This window comes from Streptomyces armeniacus, assembly GCF_003355155.1.
Lineage (GTDB): Bacteria > Actinomycetota > Actinomycetes > Streptomycetales > Streptomycetaceae > Streptomyces > Streptomyces armeniacus.
Map to the genome: position 1 here is coordinate 564,252 of NZ_CP031320.1, position 22,394 is coordinate 586,645.

Sequence of the window (22,394 nt, forward strand, 5' to 3'; positions counted from 1 at the left end):
TGGCGTTCCCTCACTGTCGGGATTCGTAGTCTATGGCGTTGACTACGAGGAAGGCTAGAGGTGCCGCAGCAGTGCCTCGGTGAACTCGACGGTGGTCGCGCTGCCGCCCAGGTCGGGCGTACGGACGTCGGTCCCGGCCAGTACGGCGGCGATGGCCCCGACGACTTCGGCGGCCGCCCGCGGGTGCCCGAGGTGGTCGAGCATCATCGCCGCGGACCAGATCGCACCCAGCGGGTTCGCGGTCCCCCGCCCGGCGATGTCGGGCGCCGAGCCGTGCACGGGCTCGAACATCGACGGGTGCGCGCGCTCCGGGTTGAGGTTGGCGGCGGGCGCGATGCCGATGCTTCCCGCGACGGCCGCGGCGAGGTCGCTGAGGATGTCCCCGAACAGGTTGGAGGCCACGACGACGTCGAAGCGGCCCGGTTCGAGCACGAACTTCGCGGCGAGCGCGTCGATGTGCTCCTGGTCCCAGCCGACGTCCGGGTGGCGTGCGCCGCACTCCGCCACGAGCTCGTCCCAGAACGGCATGGTGTGGACGATGCCGTTCGACTTCGTCGCGGAGGTGACGCCGCCGCCGCGCTGCCGCGCGAGCCCGAAGGCGTACTCCAGGACCCGGGTCACCCCGGCCCGCGTGAAGACGGCTTCCTGTACGGCGAGTTCCTCCGGCGTACCCCGGTTCAGACGGCCGCCGATCTCGCCGTACTCGCCCTCGACGTTCTCGCGTACGACGACGAGGTCCACCTCGCCCGGCCGCGCGCCGGACAGCGGGCTGGGCACCCCGTCGAAGACGCGGATCGGGCGGAGGTTGACGTACTGGCGGAAGCCCCGGCGGATCGGGATGAGCAGGCCCCACAGGGAGACATGGTCGGGCACGCCCGGATAGCCGACCGCGCCGAGCAGGATGGCGTCCTTGTCCCGGAGTTGGTCGAGCCCGTCCTCGGGCATCATCGCCCCCTCGCGGAGGTACCGCTCGCAGGACCAGTCGTACGACGTCCAGGTGAAGTCGACGCCGTACCGGCGGCCGACGTGCCGGAGGACCTGCTGGGCGGGCGGCAGGACTTCGGCGCCGATCCCGTCGCCGGGAATCAGTGCGATGTGGTGATGGACCATGCCGGGATTCCAGCAACGGGCGGGCCGCCGCGTCCAAGACGCAGTTCCCATGCCCCTTATAGCGGCTGCTTATCGGCGGTCCCGGTCCCGGGGCGCCTGATCCCGGGCCGTCTGGTCCCCGGCCGCCCGGTCCCGCGTCACCTCGTCCAGGAACGCGGCCGCCGCCGGAGTGAGCGCGGCGCGCCGGCTGATGAGCGAGATGCGCAGGCCGTCCTCCGGTTCCAGCTCCAGTACGAGCGCCCCGGCCCGTTCGGCCAGACCCCGCCAGGCCTCGGTGACGACAGCGACGCCGACCCCCTCGAGCACCAGCGGCAGGATCGCCACGCGGTGCTCGGTCTCCACCGCCAGCGTCACGTCGCAGCCCCGCGTACGCAGATCGTCCACGTAGCGGCGCATCCCCGTGCCGTGCTGGCCCACGATCAGCCGCTGCCCGGCGAGTTGCTCACTCCGTACGGCCCGCCGACCCCGGAAAGGGCCGTCCCGCGCGGCCAGCAGCACGAACCGCTGCCGGCCCAGGTCGTGGACCTCCACGTTCGCCGCATCCACCGCGTCCGGCGACGCCACCAGGCCGAGCTCGCACCGCCCCGTACGCACCATGTCGATCACGTCCGGAGGCGTGAACGCGGCCCGCACCACCATCGAGAGCTGCGGGTGCGAGGCGCTGAACCGGCGGATCATCCCGGTCAGCGGCTCGACCGCCTGGGACGGCATCGCGGCGATGTCCACCCGGCCGCTCCGCAGCTCGTGCACCGCCTCGACGCGCGCACGCGCCAGCTCCAGGCTGCGCGCCGCGCCCCGCGCCGGCTCGATCAGCGCCTGCCCCGCCTCGGTGAGCACCACCCGGCGGCCGATCCGGTGGAACAGCTCACTGCCGAGATCACGTTCGAGCGCCCGGATCGCCTGGGACAGGGACGGCTGGGAGAGATACAGGGCCGCGGCGGCCTTGTTGAACCCGCCGTGGTCCACCACGGCCAGGAAGTACTCCAGCTGTCTCACGTCCACGTTCCGAGCCTCTCACCGCGGGGCCCTGATAGGTCACGCCTATAACCATTGTCGCCATCATCTCTTGGACGGGCACCGCGGGGGACTGCTCTGATCGCTCCATGAGCGATCTCCTGCCTGCCGCCTTCGCCCAGCACACCGTGGACGCCGACGGCGTACGGATCCACACCCGCGTCGCCGGAGAAGGCCCGCCGCTGCTCCTGCTGCACGGCTATCCGCAGACCCACCTCATCTGGCACCACGTGGCGCCCGCGCTCACGGCGCACCACACCGTGGTCCTCACCGACCTGCGCGGCTACGGAGACAGCGGCAAGCCGCCCTCCGACGGCGACCACGCCCCGTACGCCAAGCGCGCCATGGCCCGCGACCAGCTGCTGGTGATGCGGTCCCTGGGCTTCGACCGCTTCGCGGTCGCCGGCCACGACCGCGGCGCCCGGGTCGCACACCGGCTCACCCTCGACCACCCCGGGGCGGTGTCCGCCCTTGCGGTGCTGGACGTGGTGCCCACCCGGCACGTCTACGAGCACGCCGACGCCGAATTCTCCCGCGCCTACTACCACTGGGGCTTCCTCACCGCGGGCAACGGCATCCCCGAGCACCTCATCGGGCAGGACCCCGGGTTCTGGGTACGGGCGCGGATGGACGCCCGGCACCAGGGGGGCACCCCGTTCGACGAGGCGGCCCAGGCCGAGTACGTGCGCTGCTTCTCCGACCCGGCGGCGATCCACGCGTCCTGCGAGGACTACCGCGCCGCGGCCACGATCGACCTCGCCCACGACGCGGAGGACGCCGCGGCCGGCCGCACCGTCACCGCCCCGCTGCTCGCCCTCTGGGGCGAACTCGGCTTCGTCGGCCGCCATTACGACGTGCTGGGCGCGTGGCGCGAGTACGCCGCGGACGTACGGGGCACGGCCCTGCCGTGCGACCACTACGTGCCGGAGGAGGCGCCCGGGGAGACGGTGGCGCACCTGCGGGAGTTCTTCCGGGAATGAGCTCCGGAGAGGGCACCCCTCCGGAGCGTACGTCCGTCCCCTCCGTCCCCTCCGTCCGCGCGGTCAGAGCGCGCCGCGCGCCGAGCCGAGCACCCGGCGGCCGAGCCCGCCCGTACGGTCGCCCACCACGACCAGCGCGGCCCCCCGGCCGCGCCGCGCGAGCACCCGCGTCGGGGTGCCGACGGCGGCCGTACCGCGGACCCGCAGTCCGGGGCAGCAGCGCCGGGCCCGCGCCACCGCGAGGGTCAGCACGGGCTGGGCCTCGTCCAGGTCGCGGACGGCGTAGACGACCTCCAGCGGGGCGCCGCGCCGAACGGCCCCGCCGTACGGACGGGTGGCCCTCCCGTGACGGCGCGCCGGACCGCACGATAACAGTGAGGTCCACGCCGTACGCCGCCCCCGTCCCGGAGAAGGAGGTCACCGTCATGCCCACGACCATGAAGCCGCTCGGCGCACTGCCGGACGAGGTCCGCGAGCACCCCCACGCTGCCGGCCCCACACCCCTCAAGCCGCGGGGCCGCACGCGCTGAGCCCGCGCCCCTGGCGCACGTCACACGTGACGCGTTGCGCTCGGAATACAGGCCACCCGACACCCTCTAGCATGAGCTGCATGGCGGAAAAGTCCTCAGGAAAGCCGCGGCTGCTGTCGGGCGGCAATCCGCAGATCCCGAAAGGCGACGGCGAAAAGCCCGTCCGGGCATTCATCGACGCGATGCCGGGCTGGAAACACGAGGTCGGCCAGAGGCTGGACGACCTGATCGTACGCACCGTCCCCGGCCCCGGGCTGCGTAAGGCCGTCCGCTGGAACTCGCCGTTCTACGGCGTCGAGGGCAACGGGTGGTTCCTCAGCTTCCACTGCTTCGCCCGATACGTGAAGGTGACCTGGCTCAACGGCACGTCACTCGATCCGCTCCCGCCGGGCGAATCCAAGCACCCGCACGTGCGCTACCTCGACATCCACGAGGACGAGGAGCTCGACGAGGAGCTGGTGGCGAGCTGGCTCCGGCAGGCCGCCGACCTGCCCGGCGACGACCTCTTCTGAACGCTGCCACCGCGCGCTCCGGCTCGGCAGCGCCGAGGCGGAGCAGGTATGCGGCGCTTCACCCGCGGCGGCCCCGCACACCCGCGTCCCAGCGGCCTGGCGCCCGACCCGCAGCCCGGCCGTAAGACCGACCGGTCGAGTCAGTCCCGTACGGCGCGGCCCTTGCGTCTGCTGACCGCGACGATGACGGCGGCCACGGCCGTGACGGCGAGTATCAGCACGGTGTCCGGCACCGCGGACCCGATGTCCCGGGCGCGCTGTTCCCAGGCGAACTCCCTTTCCACCCCGACCGCGCCCGGCAGGGCGCTGGTGCCGTCGAAGGCCAGGAACACCGCCCCCAGCCCCACGAACAGTGCTCCGGAGAGCAGTTGCGTCGAGTGCAGCTCCAGCCGTCCGAGCCGGACCGGCCGCCCGCGCAGCCATCGCCGTCGGCCCAGGTCGAAGCGGTGCCAGGCCACGGCGAGGGCGAACAGCGGGGCCGCCATGCCCAGGGCGTAGAAGGCGAGCAGCACGCCTCCGTACGCGGCGTTGCCGCCCATCGTCGAGACCGTCAGCACGGACCCCAGGATGGGCCCGGCGCAGAACCCCGCGAACCCGTACACCGCGCCCAGCGCGTACACGCTCAGTGCCTGCTCCGGCCGGATCCGCCCCGCGGCCTGCTGCATCCGCCGCGAGCCGAAACCGAACCCGAGCATCTGCGCCACGCCCAGCGCGATGATCGTCCAGCCGCCGATCGCGATGAGGAGATCGCGGTGCCCGTAGAAAAGCCTGCTGCTGAACGAGCCGGCCACGCCCAGCGGCACCAGCGTGGTGCACAGTCCGAGGTAGAAGATGCCGGTGCGGGCCAGGAGCCGGCCGGCGCCGCTGACGGAGTACGCGAAGAAGGACGGCAGGAGCAGTGCGCTGCACGGGCTGAGCAGGGCGAGCAGACCTCCGAGAAACGCCGCGAGATAGCCGATGTCCACACTCATCCCGTCTTCCCGTCGTCGTCCGGCTTCTTGGCCGCGGCTGCCTTGCGGGCTCGGTCGATCGCTTCCTTGAAGACCGCGGTGGGCTGCGCGCCCAGCAGCGGGGTGCTGTTGATCAGGAAGGCGGGGGTGCTGGTCACCCCGAGGCCCTGGCCCTCGGTGGCGTCGCGGGCCACCGCCTGTCGCGCGGCCTGACTCTCCATGTCCCGCTTGAACTTGGCCAGGTCCTTCACCCCGGCCGCCTTCGCCATGGCGGTCAGTTTGCCGTCGGCGAACTCGCCGCTGTTCTTCTTCCGCTCCTTGCCGTAGGCCAGGTCGTGGAACTCCCAGAACCTGCCCTGCTCACCGGCGGCCCAGCCGGCCCGCGCGGCGGCCTGCGACTCGTCGCCGAAGATCGGGAAGTGGCGCCATTCGAGCCGCAGCACGCCCGCGTCCACGTACTTCTCGACCAGTTCCGGCTTGGTGTCGCGCGCGAACTTGCCGCAGAACGGGCATTGGAAGTCGGAATACTCGATGAGGACCACCGGCGCGTCCTTGTCGCCCATGGCCGCCGGGTCGCCCGCGGTTCGGCGCTGCAGAGCGAGCAACGCCCGTTCCTGTGCGGAGGTGGAGTCCCTCGCGTCGGTGCCGGTGTCGGTGTCGGCCGGTTTTCCACCGCTGTCGGAGTCGGAGTCAGCGCCGGCGAAGGCGGAGAGGCCGATGAGGCCGAGGGCGGCGACGAGGACCAGGGCGAGTACGAGGGTCGTCTTCGTACGGTTGTTCCTGCTGGCGTTCATACGAGTGCTCCGGGTTCAGTTCGTCGGTGCGGTGGTCGATGCGCGAGGGGTCCCGTCGGCCGGGCAGGCCACCTCGCCCGCCAGGCGGCGTACGGCGGCCACCGCGAGCAGCGCCAGGGAGGCCGCACCGATCAGTGGTTGCAGCGGGGCCCAGTAGGACAGCGCACCGGAGGTGCCCAGGGCGATGAGGACGAGCTTGTTGCAGACCGGGCAGCCGACCGCGAGGAACGACAGCACGCCGCCGGCCGCACCCAGACGCGAGACGCGCTGCGGGCCGTCCGGTACGGCCGGGCGGCGGACGTACGTGGTCAGCACCACGCCGGCGAGGAGCGCGGTGGCGGCCAGCACCGGATAGCTCCACCACTCCGGCGCGATCTCGCGTCCGAAGACCGGACTGGGGATGAGGGCCGTCGGGAGGCCGACGGCCAGGGCGGTGGCCGCCGCGGCAACGGCCGCCGTGGCCCGGCGGGCGGCGCTCCACTGGGCGAGTGCTTGTGCGGCCAGGCGTAGCCGGCGAAGGGGGGAAGAAGGCATGGAGTGTCCTGGGATCGGGATCGGGTCCGAAACACTGAAGGGATGCGGGTACAGGCGGCCGCCAAGGCGGCCGGCACAGCGCCGTCCTGCCTACGAACCGGCAGCCCGGCGCCCTGTGGCACCGGCCGGTCACGGGGCGAGCCGGAGGCAGGGCGCCAGGCAGGGGCCACCGGACGAGGGCCGGCCGGGGGTCAGGCGGGCAGACGGCACCGAGGGCGCGTAGCGCGAGTCCGTCGTTGCGGGACCCCGGCTACGAGCGGCGCGTGAGGATGGCTGCTATAGGCGCAAGACGGAGAGTTGAGCCAGACTCGGGCCCGGCGGCCTGCGGTCCTCGGCCGTCACGCGGCCGAGGACCGGCGCCGTGGCCTGCCCCGACGTGCCGCGGCCCGCGACCGGGACGATTCCCGCGTCGCCGCCGGCACGGGTGCTCGGCACCACGTCCTGGGAAGCGCTGCCGGACTTGCCGCACCCCGGGGTGTCCCGCTCTTCCGGTGCCGTCGCCAGGGCAGGCGCCGCAGTGCGCTCAGCCGCGGAAGCAGAGGCGGATGCGGACGGTGCGCTCGCGACGCTACGGGCTTCCGCCGCCGTGGCTTTGGTGGCGCCCTGCGCCACCTGCGTGCCCGTCACCGCGACCAGGGCAGCCAGAGCCACCAGGAGCGCACGTGCGGCAACACGAAGCAAGGCGGCGGGCATTCTGATCCTCTGCATCCAGGAGGGCACCATTGAAACACAGCCGTTCCTGGCACCGGGGGCCGCGCTCTGCCGCCTGACGCGCCCGTCACCGGCGTCTGGACGACGCGCTCCTCAAGGCGGCGTGGCGCGTGAGGCCGCCGTGCACGCGGCTGTCAGCTCCGATCGTCGAGGGAGTGCAGTTCGTCCGCCACCACGACGCCGATCTCGGCGAGCGCTTCGGCACCGCCCATGTCGTTGTGCCGGAATCTGCTGGGCAGCACGCGGAAGTCACCTCCCACGTACGCGCTCCAGCCGGCCGCGGTCGACGTTTTGTCCGCTGTGGAGTCCTCGCCGGGGGGCTCCTGGCTGGCTTCCACGAAGAGGACATCGCCCGAGTAGCGGGCCGGCTGGTGGGCGGAGAGGAGCCGCACGTTGTTCTCGTAGACGGTCGCCATGCCGGTGAGGTCCTGTTCGCTGAGTTCGGCCAGCTGGCTGCCGTGCCGGTGCAGGATCTCGAGGACCCGGCGTGCGGTGAGTTCGCTGTCTTCGGACTCCGGAGCGCGGATGCCCTCGTACTCCAGCAGCGCGTGATAGAGCCCCGTCCCCGCCCCGTGCGGTGCGTCCGGCGGCGGTGCGTCGACGGCGCCCGGGACGGCGTCCGCAGTGCCGTAGTAGCTGTCCAGCATGGCCAGGAAGGACACCGTCTGGCCCTGCCCCTCCAGCAGTACGGCCATCGCGTGGGCGATCACGCCGCCGAGGGACCAGCCGAGGAGCCGATAGGGGCCCTCGGGCCGTATGGCGCGGAGCTGTTCGACGTAGTCCGCGGCCATCTCCTCGACGCTGTCCGGCAGTTCGTCCCGGCCGTTGAGCCCTCGTGCCTGCAGTGCGTACAGCGGGACCTCGGCGTCGAGGTGGCGCACGAGCCCGGCGTACAGCCAGCCGATGCCGGTGCCGGGGTGCACGCAGAACAGCGGTGTACGGCTGCCGGACGAGCGCAGTGGCAGGAGCGGTTCGATGGCCGGGCGCTGCTCGCTCCGGCCGATGCGTTCGGCCAGTTCGGCGGGGGTGGGCGCGGCGAACAGGGTGGCCGTGTACAGCTCCACGCCGAGGAGGTGCTCGATGCGGCGGGCGAGGCGGGTGGCGAGAAGGGAGTGGCCGCCCAGGTCGAAGAAGTTGTCGTCGGCGCCGATCTCCTCCAGTCCGAGCATCTCGGCGAAGACGGCGCACAGTCGCGCTTCGGCCTCGTTCCGCGGTGCCCTTCCCGCCGTACGGCCCAGGGTGTCGGGGTCGGGCAGCGCGTTCTCGTCGATCTTCCCGTTCGGGGTACGCGGCAGCCGGGGCAGCAGGGTGATGGCCGAGGGCACGGCGTGGTCCGGCAGCACGGCACGGAGCTGCCGGAGAAGGGTTCCGGGAAGGCCCGCCACGGCGGCCGCGGACATCGGGTCGTGTACCAGGCTCCGCGCCGCCCCGTGAGCGGCGGCCGGCTCGTACAGGTCCCGGAACCGGCCGGTGCCGTACTCGGCGGCGGGGAGCAGCACCGCGTCGTAGATGCCGGGGGTCGTGGTGGGCACCGGCAGCGAGACGTAGCCCAGCTGCTCGGCGGTCCTGGCGAGCTGGTACGGGTCGATGGCGGACGGGGCGCGTTCCGGGGTGAGCCGCCCGAGGGTCGCTCCGGCAGCGGCGTCCTCCACGGCTCGCCACAGCGCGAGGTCGTCGGCGAGCCGGGCGTCCGGGACGCCCCGCAGCCGTACCGCCACCGGGGTGCCCGCCGCTCGCAGCAGGGCGGCCAGCTCCTCCGGGGTCCGGACGTCGCTGCCCCAGGCGAGGCTGCCGGCCGCGGTGACCGCGCGGGGTGCCGTGGTGTCCTTGTGGAGCACGGCGTCGTAGCGGTAGCGGGTGAGTTCGCTGTCCTGCCCTCCGGTCTTCAGGCGGAGGTCGCAGGGGACGTCGAGGGTGGCGAAGAAGTCCGGGTCGACGGCCAGCCGCTCGTCCACCAGGGTGCGGCGGCCGGCGGCGAGCCGGACCTGTGGCACCGCGGAGGACGGGGAGGCCGCGGCGCACTCGGCCGCCGTGTTCCGGCAGAGGTCCAGCCGGGGGTCGCGCAGGTCGCCGAGGAAGAGCGCGCCGCCGGGAGCCAGCAGTTCCAGCGCGCCGGTGAGCACTCTGCGCAGGTAGTCCTCCGAAGGGAAGTCCTGCACGACCGAGTTGAGGATGACGGTGTCGAACTCGCCGGCCGCGAAGTCGTGGAAGTCGTGGGCCGGTTGCCGGCGTACCCGTATGTCGGCCCCGCCCGGCGGCGTGCGTTCCAGGTCCCGCCGGATGGCGTGGACCGCGGCCGAGGAGAGGTCCGTGGCCTGGTAGAGGTCGCAGTGCGGCGCGAGTTCGGCCAGGAGCAGTCCGTCACCGGCACCGATCTCCAGTACGCGGCGCGGCTGGAGTTCCCGCAGTCTTGCCACGGTCGCGTCCTGGTCCTGGTCCTGGTCCTGGTCCTGATCCTGATCCCGGTCCCGGTCCGCGCCGTCCCGGCTCTCGGCGGAGGCGAACACGAGGTCGTAGTACGCCCGCCACTCCTCCAGTTTCGCCTCCTCGAACGCCGCCAAGCCTGTTCCCTCCACCGGCTGCCGCGGCGAACCGGGGGCTTCGGGCAGGCAGGCCGGTTCTGGGCCGGGCACGACGTACGCGACGAGCCTGGTGATGCCGGAGCCATCGGCGTGGCCGCGTACGGCCGCCTCCGCTACGCCGTCCTGCCGCAGCAGTTCCGACTCGGTCTCTCCCGGTTCCAGACGGAACCCGCGCACCTTGAGCTGGCGGTCCGCCCGTCCGGCGAACTCCAGCTCGCCGTCCGGGTTCCAGCGGGCGAGGTCGCCCGTGCGGTACATCCTGGTCCCGTCTGCGGCGAACGGGTCCGGTACGAAGCGGTGCGCGGTCAGCCCGGGTTGTCCCACGTAGCCGCGGGCGGTCGCCGGGCCCGCGAGGTAGGCCTCCCCGGTCTGTCCGGGGGCGACCGGACGCAGAGCGTCGTCCAGCAGGTGCACCGTGACGTTGGCGAGGGGCCGCCCGATCGGTGCCGCGGCCCCGGACAGGGGCGCCGTCGCGGTGCACATGACGGTGGCTTCGGTGGGCCCGTAGGAGTTGACCAGGGTGTGCCGGGCCGACCAGCGGCGCGCCAGTTCCGGCAGCAGGGTCTCGCCGATGACCCGTACGACCGTGGCGGCCGGCACCTCGTCCGGTTCGAGCACGGCCAGTGCCGAGGGGGTCAGGGTCAGTGCGGTGACCCGCTCCTGCCGCACGAGCTCCTCCAGCGCGCGGCCCGGCATCACGCGTTCCGCGGGCGCGAGCACCAGGGTGGCGCCGCAGGACAGGGTTTCCAGCACCTCGTACACGCCCACGTCGAAGGCAGGGGAGAGCAGGTGCGGCACCCTGCTCCCCTCGCCCAGCCCCATGGGGGAGGTCGTGGAGGCCAGCACGCCGGCCATTCCGGAGTGCTGTACGAGCACGCCCTTGGGGCGGCCGGTGCTACCCGAGGTGTAGATGGTGTACGCGACGTGGTCCGGCAGCAGCGGCGTGCCGCGGTCGGCGTCGGTGACGGCCGTCTCGGGGCGGGAGGCGACGCGTTCGGCGGTCCGCTCCTCGTCGACGACCAGGAGGTCGGTACGTTCCCGCAGCAGCGGAAGGCCGGCGTGCTCGCTGTCGGTGAGGACGAGCCTCGGTCCGGCGTCCTCCAGGATCAGGCGGATCCGGTCCTCCGGGTAGCGCGGGTCCAGCGGTACGAAGGCGGCGCCGGCCTTGAGCACCCCGAGGAACGCGACGACCTCCGCGACGGATCGCGGCAGCAGCACCGCGACGAGGTCCTCCGAGGCCACGCCCAGCGCGATCAGCTCGCGTGCCAGCTGGTTTACGCGTGCGTCGAGCCCTGCGTAGTCGATCTCTCGGGGCGGGCCGCCGGCCGTACGGAGCGCCACCGCCGCCGGGCTGCGCAGCGCCTGGGCCTCCAGCAGCGCCGGCAGGGTGGCCGGAGACACCCGCTCACGGCTGCTCCGGTATCCGGCCAGCCGCGCGTGCTCCTCCGTGTCGAGCAGGTCGAGCCGGGCGACCGAGAGGCCCGGGTCGGCGACGAACGTACGGATCAGCCGCAGCAGCCGGTCCATCAGCCGCTGGGCGCCCGGCTCGTCGAACACGTCCGTGCGGTACATCATGTCCAGCTCGATCCCGGACTGCTCGCCGCCCGGGAAGGCCAGCATCCCCAGCGGGTAGTGCCCGGCGGTCATGCCGCTCGCGCTGACGAGTTGGATGTCGCCGAGGTGCGCACGGGCTTCCGCGCCGGCCTGGGGGAAGTTCTCGAACGCGAAGGAGGTGTCGAAGAGTTCTCCCACCCCGGCGGCTCGCTGGATCTCCGCGAGTCCGACGTGCTGGTGCGGCAGCAGGGCGGCGCGCTCCCGCTGCACGCGTCGCAGCAGTTCGGCGAACGGTTCGTACGCGGAGAGCGTGACCCGCATCGGCAGCGTGTTGATGAGCAGGCCGATGATGGACTCCACCGCGTCCAGGTCAGGTGAGCGGCCCGAGACGGTGACGCCGAAGAACACGTCCCACCGTCCGGTGTGCTCCGCCAGCATCAGTGCCCAGCAGCACTGGAGCAGGGTGTTGACCGTGACGCCGTGGGCCGCGACCGCCGCGCTGACGGCAGCGGACTCCTCAAGTGTCAGGTGGTGGACGATACGTGCCGGCCAGGGCGTGCTGAGGTGCTTGCCACGGGGCGCCACCAGCGTCGGCTCCACGGCGCCCGCCAGGCTGTCGCACCAGGCACGCAACGCGGCGTCCTTGTCCTGCCGTTGCAGCCAGCGCAGGTAGTCGGCGTACGGGGTGGGTTCGGGAAGCGAGTCGGGGTCCCCGTACAGCGCGAACAGCTCCGGCAGGAACAGGTGGTTGGACCAGCCGTCGAGCAGGATGTGGTGGGCCACCACCCGCAGTTGGAAGCTCTCCGGCCCCAGCCGCACCAGTGTGAAGCGGATCAGCGGAGGGTCTGCCGGATCGAACCGGATGGTCCTGCCCTCTGTGTCCAGCCGCGCGAGTTCGGCGTTCTGTTCCTCCGACGACAGGCCGGACAGGTCGACTTCCCGGCACTCCAGGTCACGCCGGGGGTACACCTGCACGGAACGCCCCGAGGGGAGGACCACGAACCCGGCGCACAGATTGGGATGCCTCCGGCCGAGTTCACGTACCGCGTAGGACAGGCCGGCCGGGTCCAGGCGTCCGTTCAGCTTCAGGAAGAGCAGCATCACATAGGCGTCCTCGGTGTTCCGCTCGAACTGGCGGTGGAAGAGGAACCCCTCCTGCATCGGGGAAAGCGGCAGCACTGCCTTGAACGCGGGGTATTCGGACCTCAGCCACGAGCGTTCCGCGTCACTCAGCGGCGTCGGGAGCTGGTCGCCGGGCTGCTCGCGGCGGCGCACCGGCACGGCGGGCCCGCGTGGCTCGGCTGCTGTGCCGCCGGCGCGTTCCGCTCCGGCGTCCGCCCCCGGCAGGGGGGTCGCCACGGTGGCCAGCGCGAGCGGAGTGGGGTGCTCGAAGACGTCCTCGACCAGGATGCCGAGGCCCGCGGAGTGTGCCCTGCGGATGAGCTTGATGGAGTTGATGCTGTCGCCGCCGAGGGCGAAGAAGTTGTCCTCCGGGCCGACTTCGGCCAGCCCGAGCACTCCCGCGAAGATCCGACGGAGGGTGTCGGCCCTCTCCCGGCCCGGGCCCGCCGCGTCCGGCGTGGCCTCCGCGACGACCCGCGCCGGGCGGCGCGCCCACTCTTCCAGGGTCCGCCGGTCCGTCTTGCCGTTGGCGTCCTGCGGCAGCGCGTCCACGGTCTCGATCACCGTGGGCACCAGGGGTTCGGGCAGGTGGCGGCGCAACTGCGCACGGAGCTCCCCGGCGTCCGGCGACGTGCCTGCGGACGCCTCGATGTAGGCCGTCAGCCTGCGGTCCCCCGCGTTGTCCGGCACCGCGACGACAGCGGCCGCGGCGACCTGCGGCAGGCTGGTGAGCCGTGCCTCGACCTCGCCGGGCTCCACGCGGATGCCCCGCACCTTGACCTGGTGATCGACGCGTCCGGCGAACTCCAGCGCGCCGTCGGGGTTCCAGCGCACGAGGTCGCCCGTGCGGTACATGCGCGCCCCGGGGCCGCCGAAGGGGTCCGCGACGAACCGCTCGGCGGTGAGGGCGAAGCGGTGTGCGTAGCCGCGTGCCAGGCACTCCCCCGCCAGGTACAGCTCGCCGTTACGGCCCGGCGGTACGGGGCGCAGCGCGGAGTCGAGGACGTGGCAGCGTACGTTCGCGATGGGCACGCCGATGGGCGGGTTCCCGGGCCGTTCCGCGTCGCAGCGCCACGAGGTGACGGTCACGGTCGCCTCGGTGGGGCCGTACGTGTTCGTGACCGCCTTCGCCGGGTCGCGGCGGAGGATCTCGCGCACCAGCTCGCCGGGCAGTGGCTCGCCGATGAAGAGGCAGTGCTCCGCCCTGTCGGCGACCCACTCCGCCTCGGCGACGTGCCGGTAGAGCGAGGGCACGGTGTTGATGAGGCTGCCGGACCAGTCGGGCCGGTCCAGCAGGGAGACCAGATTGCGTACGAAGTCGACGCTGCCGCCGCTCAGCAGCGGGATCAGGATCTCCTCCACGGACGGGTCGAAGCTGAGCGAGGTCGTGCACAGCACCCGCGAGAAGGCCGCCGCGCCGAACTCCTCGAGGGCCCAGTGAACGAGGTTGAGGACACTGCGGTGTGTCACGACGACGCCCTTGGGGCGGCCCGTCGATCCGGAGGTGTAGATGTGGTACGCGGCGTTGCCGCCGCCTGCGGCCACCGCGCCGGACGGCCCGGCCGCTTCCCGCGTCCAGGTGTCCTCGTCGTGCGGCCCGCCGGCAGGCTCCTGGCCGGTGATCTCGTCGAGCAGGATCGGCTCGGGGGCGTCCGGCGGCAGTTTCCCGGCCAGCTTCCTCGTGGTCAGCACCGTCATGGGGCGGGCGTCGCCGAAGAGGTGGGCGATGCGGCCGTCGGGGTATTCGGGGTCGACGGGCAGATAAGCGGCGCCCGACTTCAGCACCCCGATCATGCCGACTGCGATGGCCGTCGTACGGGGCAGCAGCAGCGCGACCACGTCCTCCGGCCCGGCGCCGCGCCGGGCCAGCAGCCCCGCGATCCGGCCGGCCCGCGCGTCCAGTTCGGCGTAGCTCAGCGCGCTGTCCGCGTCGCGTACGGCGATGTCTGCCGGGTGCTTGGCGACCTGTGCCTCGAAGGCGGCGGACAGGGTCTCCTCCGGGCCGCCGGCCGGGCGCTCGGTGCTGTTCCACCGCGCCAGAAGCCGAAGTTCCGCCTCGTTCGCGAGATCGAACCGGCCGACGGGCAGCTGTGGCCGGGCGGCCAGCTGCGTCAGCAGGCCGATCAGCCGGTGCGCTTCGGTCCTGTCGGCTCGTGGGCCGGCCAGATCCAGTGACCAGCCGTCCGCCGCCCGGTCGTCGAGACGCAGGCACAAGCCGGGGGTCTCGCCGTCCCAGGTGTGCTCGACGGTGGCCCAGGACGCGCCGAAGGGCACCCGGCCGGCGCTGTCGGCCGGCAGCACCACGGCGCCGTAGTCCTGTGCCGCGCCCCAGGGACAGTCCTCCTCCGGCACGTACGTGTGCCGGCGTGCCCGGCGCAGTGTCAGCCCGACCCGGCGCACCAGCTGAGCGAAGCTCGTACCGGGAGACACGCTGACGCGTACGGGCAGGACGCCGCGCCCGGAGCCGTAGCCGAGCAGCACCTCCCCCTCCCCGCTCAGCCGGTGCGCGTACACGGCGAGTGCGGCGAGTACGACCGCTGCCGGGCCGGCGCCGCTCCGGCGCGCCAGCGCGGGGAGCGCCGCGCTCTCGTCGGGCACCGGCAGCCAGCCCTGGTTCCGCGGCGGCGGGCCGTGGCCCGCGCCGGGGTCCGTCGGCGTGCCGAGCTTCCGGTGGTCCGTCCACGGAGCGGGGGAACCGCTCAGTTGCTGCCGCCAGAAGTCGCGGTCTTCCGTGGTCGCGGCGTCCGCGCCGGGGCGCGCGCCTCCCCCGCCGGGTTCGGGGCCGGGTCCGGCCGGCGGCCAGGGTGCGGCGGTGGCGCCCGGGGAATCGTCCGGGGTGGCGGTGAGCTGCCCGTAGAGGTCGCCGGCACGGCGCAGCAGCGCGGTCAGGGCCGGAAGACCGTCACCGTCCGGCTGACCGGGCTGTGCGGTGGCCGCCGACCGCTGCCGGCAGAGCTGCTGATACCAGCCGATCCGGCCGTCGGCGCAACGCAGCAGCACGTGCCGCTGGCCCGCCGGGCCGCCTGCCGCGCCGGCCAGTTCACGCGCCGCCCATGCCTCGGGGTCGGCGTCGCCTGTCTCCAGCTCCTCCACCGTGGGCGCGGCAGCGCCGGAGCGAGGGAGCGACTGCTCGCGCAGGGCCCGGTTCACGGCCTCCCGCAGCGGCTCGAGGCGTACGGGTCCGCTGAAGCGGGCGTACTGCGCCACAACGCGGTCGCCCGCCGGCTCGCCGCTGCCGGTGCCTCCGCTGCCGGGGCGGCCGCCGGTGTCCGCGCTGGGCGTCCGGCCGGCCGCGGCCACCGCCGTACGCTGGTCGTTCCCGTGGCCGTGGTCCAGTCGGCCTGCGGCGTGAGTGGTCATCGGGTTTCCTCCGTGAGTGCCGCCGCGAGGGTGTCCGCCCCTGGTACGGGGGCCTCCGGCTGCAGATCGACGCGTTCCGCCAGCACGTCGTGCACTGGCAGGCCGGGCTCGTCGAGCAGCCCGTCCAGCAGTTCCCGCGTGGCCGTGAGCAGGGTGTTCGCTGTCGTGTGCGTGAACAGTGCGGAGGCGTAGTCGAGGCGGAGTGTCAGGGCGCCGTCCTCCTGTCGGTCCCAGGAGAACGCCAGCTCCGTCGCGTACGCGCCCGGCACCGACTCGCCGTCCCACGCCCCCGTGCAGCACACCCGCGGCAAGGGCCCGGCCGTGGTGCCGACTTGCCCGCCGGCTCCGGGCGCGGCGCCGCGCCCGGCCAGCCGCGTGAGAAGCGTGCCAAGGGTCGGATCGTCCTGGAAAGCGGCGCGCGCCGGCCCGCCGGGGGCTGCGACCGCGACCTCGTCCTGGCCGGTTACCCAGGACAGCAGCACCAGCCAGCAGGCCAGCAGTACGGTGGCCTGCTGGCCGCCGTGTCCGGCCGCGGTCAGCCGGTCGTACGTCCGCGGCTCCAGCGGCAGTGTCACCACGCGGTCGAGGACGACGGGTTGCTCCGGCCGCGGCCGGTCCGCCGGAACCAGCAGCTCCGGATGGTCCGGTGGCCGGACGCTCGTACCGTCGCTCGCCGGCGGCTCCGCGGGGGCCGGCCCGGCCGGGTGCGGCGGGCCGTCAAGCAGCCGCGTCAGGGGACGCGAGCCGCTGCCGGCGGCCGCGATCCCGCCGAGCAGCCAGGTGTAGACGGCGGTCATCTCGGCGGCCGTGTCCTCGGTGAACAGGTCGGTGCTGTACTCCAGGCAGGCCGAGATCCCGTCCTCGCCCTCCCGGTCTCCGGTGACCAGCGTCAGATCGAACTTCGCGGTGCCGGCCGGCAGGCCGCCGAAGAGGTTCTCCACCGCGTTCCGGTCGTCGAAACTGCCGAGCACGTGGCCGTCCACCCGCTGCAGCGGCGGCAGGTCCTGGTGCACGAACATCACGTCGAAGAGTGGCGCACGGCTCGGGTCCCGCTCTGTGACGAGGGCCTTCACCACGCGGTCGAAGGGGACGTTCTGGTTGTCCAGACCGGTGAGCACGCGTTCCCGGATGTGCGACACGAAGTCGTCCAGTGTCGGCTCCCCGGCCAGGCTGGCGCGCAGGGCAACGGTGCTGTTGAAGAAGCCGACGAGGCCCTGGAGTTCGGGGCGCGTACGGCCGGTTGTCGGGGTGCCGACGACCAGGTCGCGCTGTCCGCTGTAGCGGGCGAGCAGCAGATACAGCGCGGCCAGGAGCACCACGAAGACCGAGGTGGACTGGCGCGCGGCCGCCTGCCTCAGCTCCACTGCCAGCGTGTCCGGGATGTCGAAGCGCAGCAGGTTGCCCCGGTAGCTCTTGCGGGCGGGCCTGGGGTGATCGGTGGGGAGGCGCAGTGGCTCCACTCCGGTCAACTCGGTGCGCCAGTAGGCCAGTTCACTGTCGAGCGCGGAGGTGGCGAGCAGGTCCCGCTGCCACTGTGCGTAGTCCCGGAACTGTAGGGGGAGCGGGTCGAGCCTTGGCGGCCGGCCCTCGCGGCGGGCGTCGTAGAGCTCCGGGAGCTCCCGCTCGAAGATCCGGGGAGAGGCACCGTCACTGACCGCGTGATGCATGGTGACCTGTACCAGGAGTTCACGCGGAGCCAGCCGCACCACGAGCACCCGCAGCAGATCGTCCGCGGCCAGGTCGAACCGGTGGTCCGCGGCCTCGCGAATCAGCTCGCGGGCCGCGGGCAGCGGATCGTCGTGGCCGGAGAGGTCCTCGTACCGGAAGAAGTTCGTCAGTCCCGGACTGACGCGCAGCTCGGGAGCGCCGTCCACCTCGACGAAGCGCGACCGCAGCACCTCGTGGCGACCGGCAAGGTCCTCCCACATGCCACGCACGGCGTCGATGTCCAGGTCCGCACGAATGTGGTTGACGGACGGGAGGTTGTAGAGCGTGGTGCCCTCGTCGAGCTGGTGGTGGAACCACATCCGCTCCTGCCCGTAGGACAGCACCAGCTTCGGCTGCGGGCGTACCGGCGGCAGGTCCCCGGTGCCGGATGCGACGTGTGCGCTGATGTGCTTGGCGAAGTCCTCGACCCGTGAGTGGTCGTAGGTGTCGATGAGCTTCGGCCGGAAGTTGTAGCGTCCCTCCACCCGGTCGATGAGCTGCATGCCGATGATCGAGTTCCAGCCCAGGTCCAGATAGTCCGCGGCCGGCTCGACACGGCTCTCGGTGCGAAGCAGTTCCTCCAGCGTGCGGCAGAGCCACGCGGTGACATCCTCGACGGACTCGACCGACTCGACGGATACGCCGGACTCAACGGACCCGCCTGACTGGCCGGTGCCAATGCCGGTGCCGGTGCCGACGCTGTCGCGTTCCGTCGCGGTGCCGTGGGAAGGCGGACCTCCCGGCAGAACATCACCCGTGGTGGGCGCGGGCTGCCGCGTCTCCGGCGCCGCGGGCGGCGGAGCGTGGCTCTCCGGTTCAAGCCAGCAGTGCGTCCCCCGCACCGGGTGCCCGGGGAGCCGGAGCCGGAGCGGCTCGGCCGGAGGTGGCGAAACGGTGTGCCAGTCCACGTTCACCCCCAGTCCGTAGAGGACACAGAGGAGTTCCGGGAACCCGCCCGTACGCTCCGAAGCCGAGACGACCGCCCGCGTCGTGGACCCTTCGGCCGCCGCCACGTGACGGCGTGCCACCGTGCCGAGCGTGCTGTCCGGAGCCAGCTCCACGAACACCACCGGCCCGCCGTGCGCGAGTTCGCGTACGGACCTCTCAGCGTCCGCGTGGCCCTGCTCGGAGGCGTCGGGCTGCGAGGGCACTTCCTCAGCCGTCTTCCCTGCCGGGGCCGGCAGTTGAGCGGCCACCTTCCGGGACTCGCCCGTGCTGACGACGCCGGCGATCCGGACACCACAGCGGCGCAGCTCCTCGTACGCGGCCCGCTGTCGGGACAGCACCTCGGCGGTGTCCACCGCGGCGGAGCCGTCCCGCGAAGACGCCGGTGTCCGGTCGGCCTGCGGCACGGCGCCCGGCGGCACGGCGTCCGGCGACAGCAGCAGCACGACCTTCGGGGAACTCCGGCGGCCGGACGGCCGGTCCGGGGCCTCCCCCAGCCAGGTGGCCTGCGCGGCGAGCTGGGTGGCCAGCTCCCGGGTGTCCCGGGCCGTTACGGCCACCCGGTGTTCGTACGCCGCGCGCCCGTGGTTGAGCGTGAAGGCCACGTCGGCGAGATCCTCGGCGCCCTCCCGCAGGGCGCCGGCCAGGTCCGCGCACAGCTGCCGCAGAGCCGCGTGCGTACGCGCGGACACCGCGACCACCCGCGGCAGCCCGTCTCCGTGCGCGGGCGCCCGCCGTGGCGGCTCCGGCGGCTGCTGGACGACACAGTGCGCGTTGATGCCTCCCAGGCTGAACGAACTCACGCCGGCCAGCCGGCCGGCACCCGCCCACGGCCGCGCGGCGGTGAGCACTTCCAGGCCGAGTTCGCCCAGATCGACGCCGCCGGTGGGCTTGCGGTAGTTCACGGTGGGATACAGCTCGCCGTGCCGCACGCTGAGTACGGCCCGGAGCAGCCCGGCCATCCCGGCAGCGGCGTCCAGGTGCCCGATGTTCGCCTTGACCGAGCCGATGGGCAGCGGCTCGGGGCGCGTGCCGAAGACGCTCGCCAGGCCCTCCAGTTCCACTGCGTCGCCCAGCGGCGTGCCCGAGCCGTGTCCCTCGAGGTACCCCGCCAGTACGGGGTCGAGACCCGCGGCCGCCCACGCCTTGGCCACCACTCTCGCCTGGGCACGCGCGCTCGGGGCGCTCATCGTGGCGCTCGCACGTCCGCTGTGCAGGACCGCGCTGCCGCGTATGACCGCGTGCACCGGCGCGCCGTCGGCGAGTGCCCGGTCCACGGTCGTCAGCAGCAGCGCGGCGCCGCCCTCACCGCCGATCGCGCCGTCGGCGTCCGCGTCGTAGCTGCGGTACCGCACGTCACTGGCCGCTGTCTCCCGCAGGCCGTCCAGCGCCGAGGCCGGCATGCCGCCGGCCTTGACGCTGACCCCGCCGGCCACCGCGTACTCCGCGTCCCCCACCAGGAGTTCACGGCAGGCGTGGTGTACGGCGACCAGCGAGCTGTTGCACCCGGAGTCCACCGCGTAGCACGGGCCGGTGAGCCCCAGCACGTGCGCGATACGCGACGGCAGGCCGAACGGCGCGTTGCCCAGTGCGCTGAGTGCCCCGGGTTCCCGCGCGGCCGCGTCGTAGGTCGACGCCGAGGAGCTGAAGACGACCGCGGTGTCCGCGCCGCGCAGTCCGGCCGACGCGTACCCGGCGTCCTCGAACGCCTGGTGCGCGAGGAGCAGCGCGAGCCGCTGCTGCGGGTCCATCACCGCCGCCTCGCGGCGCGAGAGCCCGAACAGCGTGGAGTCGAAGGTGTGGATGTCGTCCAGGTGCCCCATCGGCAGGTAATTCGCCGACGGGTCGAGGCCGGTGGCCGCGGCCCGTTCCGCGGGCATGGGGCGCACGCTGTCGCGTCCGGTCCGCATGTTGTGGCGGAACGCCTCGATGGTGTCCGCCTCCGGGAACCGGACGGCGATGCCGACGATGGCTATGTCCCTCTCGCCGGGCTCCGGCACGTGGCTGCTGTTCACTGCTGCTCCCCCGGTGTTCCTGCGTCGTCGCCCGGCTCGGGCGTCCCTGTGGCGGCCCCCCGGGCAGGCGGGGCCGCCGGTTTCACGGCGGCCACCAGTTCGGCTTGGCTCTCCACCGTGTCCAGGTCGAAGAGCTGGCCCACGCGCACGGCACCCGGCCACTCCCGCTGGAGGCACAGATGCAGCTCGACCACCCGCCGGGAGTCCCCGCCCACGGTGAAAAAGCTGTCGTCCGCGGCGAAATCGTCGTGTCCGAGCACCCTGCTCCACAGCCTCGCGACAGCGCCCTGTGGCTCCGGCCAGCCGTGCCAGCCGTCCGGGCGGGCTTCGGGCGGGGGCTCCGCGGTGGCCGGGTCCGTACCGCAGACGTCCCCGGCCGCGGCGGTGTCCGTGCCCAGCAGCGCGCGCAGGGCGTCCTCGTCGGTCTTGCCGCTCGGTCCCAGCGGCATGCTGTCGACCAGGTGGAAGTTCCCCGGCACCGCCTGTCCCACCAGGCGCCCGGTGCAGAACTCCACCAGCTCCCGGGCCGTCGGCAGGATGCCGCCCGGCTCCGCGGGGGACCAGAACGCCACCAGCCGGGTGTCGCCGTGCCGATCGGGCACTCCCAGCACGGTGGCCTGGCCGACCGCCGGGTGGTCCTCCAGCGCCGCTTCGACGCCGTGCCGCTCCACCCGTACGCCCCGCACCTTGAGCTGGCCGTCGGCCCGGCCACGGAAGACGATCTCACCGCGTTCGTCGAGCACGACGAGATCTCCCGTGCGGTACATCCGCGCGCCCCTCCGGCGCGTGAACGGGTCGGCGACGAAATGCCGCGCGGTGTCACCGGGGCGAGCGGCGTAGCCCAGCGCGATCTGCCCGCCGCCGAGGTACAACTCGCCCAGCCGGCCCGGCTCCAGCGGCCGCAGCCGTTCGTCCAGCACGTACGCCGACTGGCCGCCCAGGGAACGGCCGATCGGCACGGCCTCCCGGTACGTGCCGGCCACGGGATGCGCGAGCACGGTGATGGTCGCCTCCGTCGGACCGTACTCGTTGCGCAGCTGAGTGCGCGGCAGCACGGCACGGTGCTGGTCGAGCAGGCCGAGTGGGAACACCTCGCCGGCGAGGATGACTTCCCTCAGGTGCGCGTCGGCACCCGCGAGGTGCGGCAGCATCAATCGGTAGTACGAGGGCGGCCCGCCCGCGTACACCACCCGCCAGTGCAGCACCAGCGCGGCGGACTCGGCCGCGTCGGGCAGCTGCCGGTGGTCCGGCAGGACCGCGGTGCCGCCGGTGCACAGCGCGTGGAAGAGGAGCAGCAGCGAGCCGTCCCAACTGAGCCGGCAGGGTGAGAAGGTCACGCACCCCGGCTTCTCGGGGCGTGCCTCGATGACCCGGGCGAGATTGTCCCGGGTCACCACGACTGCCTTGGGTTCGCCCGTGGAACCAGCGGTGGTGATCACGTACGCCGGTGCCGCGCCGGATGTTTCAGCCGGAGCCGGTACGGCCTCGTACGCATCCGCGACATCCGTGCGCGCCCCCGGCCCCGCCGCGGGCTCCGTGGAGCACCGGTTTGCCAGCAGCGCCAGGGGACGGGGCGCGTCCTCGCGCAGGGCATTGAGTTCCGGTGGCGTGTACGGCTCGCCGGCGGCGTCCGTACCGCCGTGTACGACAGCGCCGCAGTCCACGTCGCGCACCAACGCCCGGAGGCGTTCTGGCGGTTGGCCGGGCTCGGCCACGCACCACGCGGCCCCCAGCCAGAGCGCCGCGACCATGCCGACGACGGTCTGCGCACTCTGCCGCTGGTACAGGACCACCGTCTGGCCACTGCGCACCCCTGCCGCGCTCAGCCGCCCGGCCAGGCCGGCGCTCGCGAGGACGAACTCGCGGTAGGTCAGCGTGGTCTCGCCGACGACCAGGGCGACACCCGTCGGGTCCTGGGCGGCGTGCCGGCGGATCCGGGCCAGCACGTCCTGCGGAGTACGAGAGGCCGGCACC

At 73.1% G+C, this 22,394-nt stretch carries 11 protein-coding genes; 2 read left to right on the plus strand and 9 right to left on the minus strand.

The window, feature by feature from the left end; all coding sequences use genetic code 11:
• Positions 1–54: 54 nt before the first annotated feature.
• On the minus strand, positions 55–1,110 hold the full coding sequence (locus DVA86_RS02400) for a tartrate dehydrogenase (protein WP_208875355.1): 1,056 nt from the start codon (positions 1,108–1,110) through the stop codon (positions 55–57).
• A 69-nt stretch (positions 1,111–1,179) separates the two neighbouring features.
• On the minus strand, positions 1,180–2,112 hold the full coding sequence (locus DVA86_RS02405; RefSeq protein WP_208875357.1) for a LysR family transcriptional regulator: 933 nt from the start codon (positions 2,110–2,112) through the stop codon (positions 1,180–1,182).
• 101 nt (positions 2,113–2,213) lie between these two features.
• On the opposite strand from DVA86_RS02405, the gene DVA86_RS02410 reads away from it, so the two are divergent.
• Positions 2,214–3,104, plus strand: coding sequence for an alpha/beta fold hydrolase (locus DVA86_RS02410; protein WP_208875359.1), 891 nt, complete (start codon positions 2,214–2,216; stop codon positions 3,102–3,104).
• Between the two features lie 63 nt (positions 3,105–3,167).
• Here DVA86_RS02410 and DVA86_RS02415 read toward each other — a convergent pair whose 3' ends face one another.
• Positions 3,168–3,356 carry an adenine nucleotide alpha hydrolase family protein gene (locus DVA86_RS02415; RefSeq protein ID WP_208875360.1) on the minus strand — a complete coding sequence of 63 codons (189 nt, stop codon included), beginning with the start codon at positions 3,354–3,356 and terminating at the stop codon, positions 3,168–3,170.
• 358 nt (positions 3,357–3,714) lie between these two features.
• Between DVA86_RS02415 and DVA86_RS02420 the strand changes: the two genes are divergently transcribed.
• Complete coding sequence (locus DVA86_RS02420; RefSeq protein ID WP_245996282.1) at positions 3,715–4,146, plus strand: DUF1801 domain-containing protein; 432 nt, start codon at positions 3,715–3,717, stop codon at positions 4,144–4,146.
• Between the two features lie 140 nt (positions 4,147–4,286).
• Here the strand turns inward: DVA86_RS02420 and DVA86_RS02425 are convergent, their stop codons facing one another.
• The 6 genes from DVA86_RS02425 to DVA86_RS02450 all read right to left on the minus strand — a co-directional run bounded on the left by DVA86_RS02425 (position 4,287) and on the right by DVA86_RS02450 (position 22,393).
• Entirely contained in the window at positions 4,287–5,117 is an 831-nt protein-coding gene (locus DVA86_RS02425) for a cytochrome c biogenesis CcdA family protein (RefSeq protein WP_208875362.1), read from the minus strand.
• The gene (locus tag DVA86_RS02430; RefSeq protein ID WP_208875363.1) at positions 5,114–5,890 is read right to left on the minus strand and encodes a DsbA family protein; all 777 of its coding nucleotides are present in this window, start codon (positions 5,888–5,890) and stop codon (positions 5,114–5,116) included. Before DVA86_RS02430 ends, DVA86_RS02425 begins: the two co-directional genes overlap by 4 nt.
• A gap of 15 nt (positions 5,891–5,905) precedes the next feature.
• Positions 5,906–6,424: a hypothetical protein gene (locus DVA86_RS02435; RefSeq protein ID WP_208875364.1), complete on the minus strand. Its 519-nt coding sequence runs from the start codon at positions 6,422–6,424 to the stop codon at positions 5,906–5,908.
• An 845-nt stretch (positions 6,425–7,269) separates the two neighbouring features.
• The gene (locus DVA86_RS02440; protein ID WP_208875365.1) at positions 7,270–15,753 is read right to left on the minus strand and encodes a non-ribosomal peptide synthetase; all 8,484 of its coding nucleotides are present in this window, start codon (positions 15,751–15,753) and stop codon (positions 7,270–7,272) included.
• Positions 15,750–20,420 (minus strand): condensation domain-containing protein, encoded by a 4,671-nt coding sequence (locus DVA86_RS02445; RefSeq protein ID WP_208875366.1) that lies wholly within the window; start codon positions 20,418–20,420, stop codon positions 15,750–15,752. The genes DVA86_RS02440 and DVA86_RS02445 overlap by 4 nt, the downstream gene beginning before the upstream one ends.
• Positions 20,417–22,393, minus strand: a complete 1,977-nt coding sequence (locus tag DVA86_RS02450) for a non-ribosomal peptide synthetase (protein ID WP_208875373.1) — start codon at positions 22,391–22,393, stop codon at positions 20,417–20,419. Before DVA86_RS02450 ends, DVA86_RS02445 begins: the two co-directional genes overlap by 4 nt.
• Position 22,394: the final 1 nt, after the last annotated feature.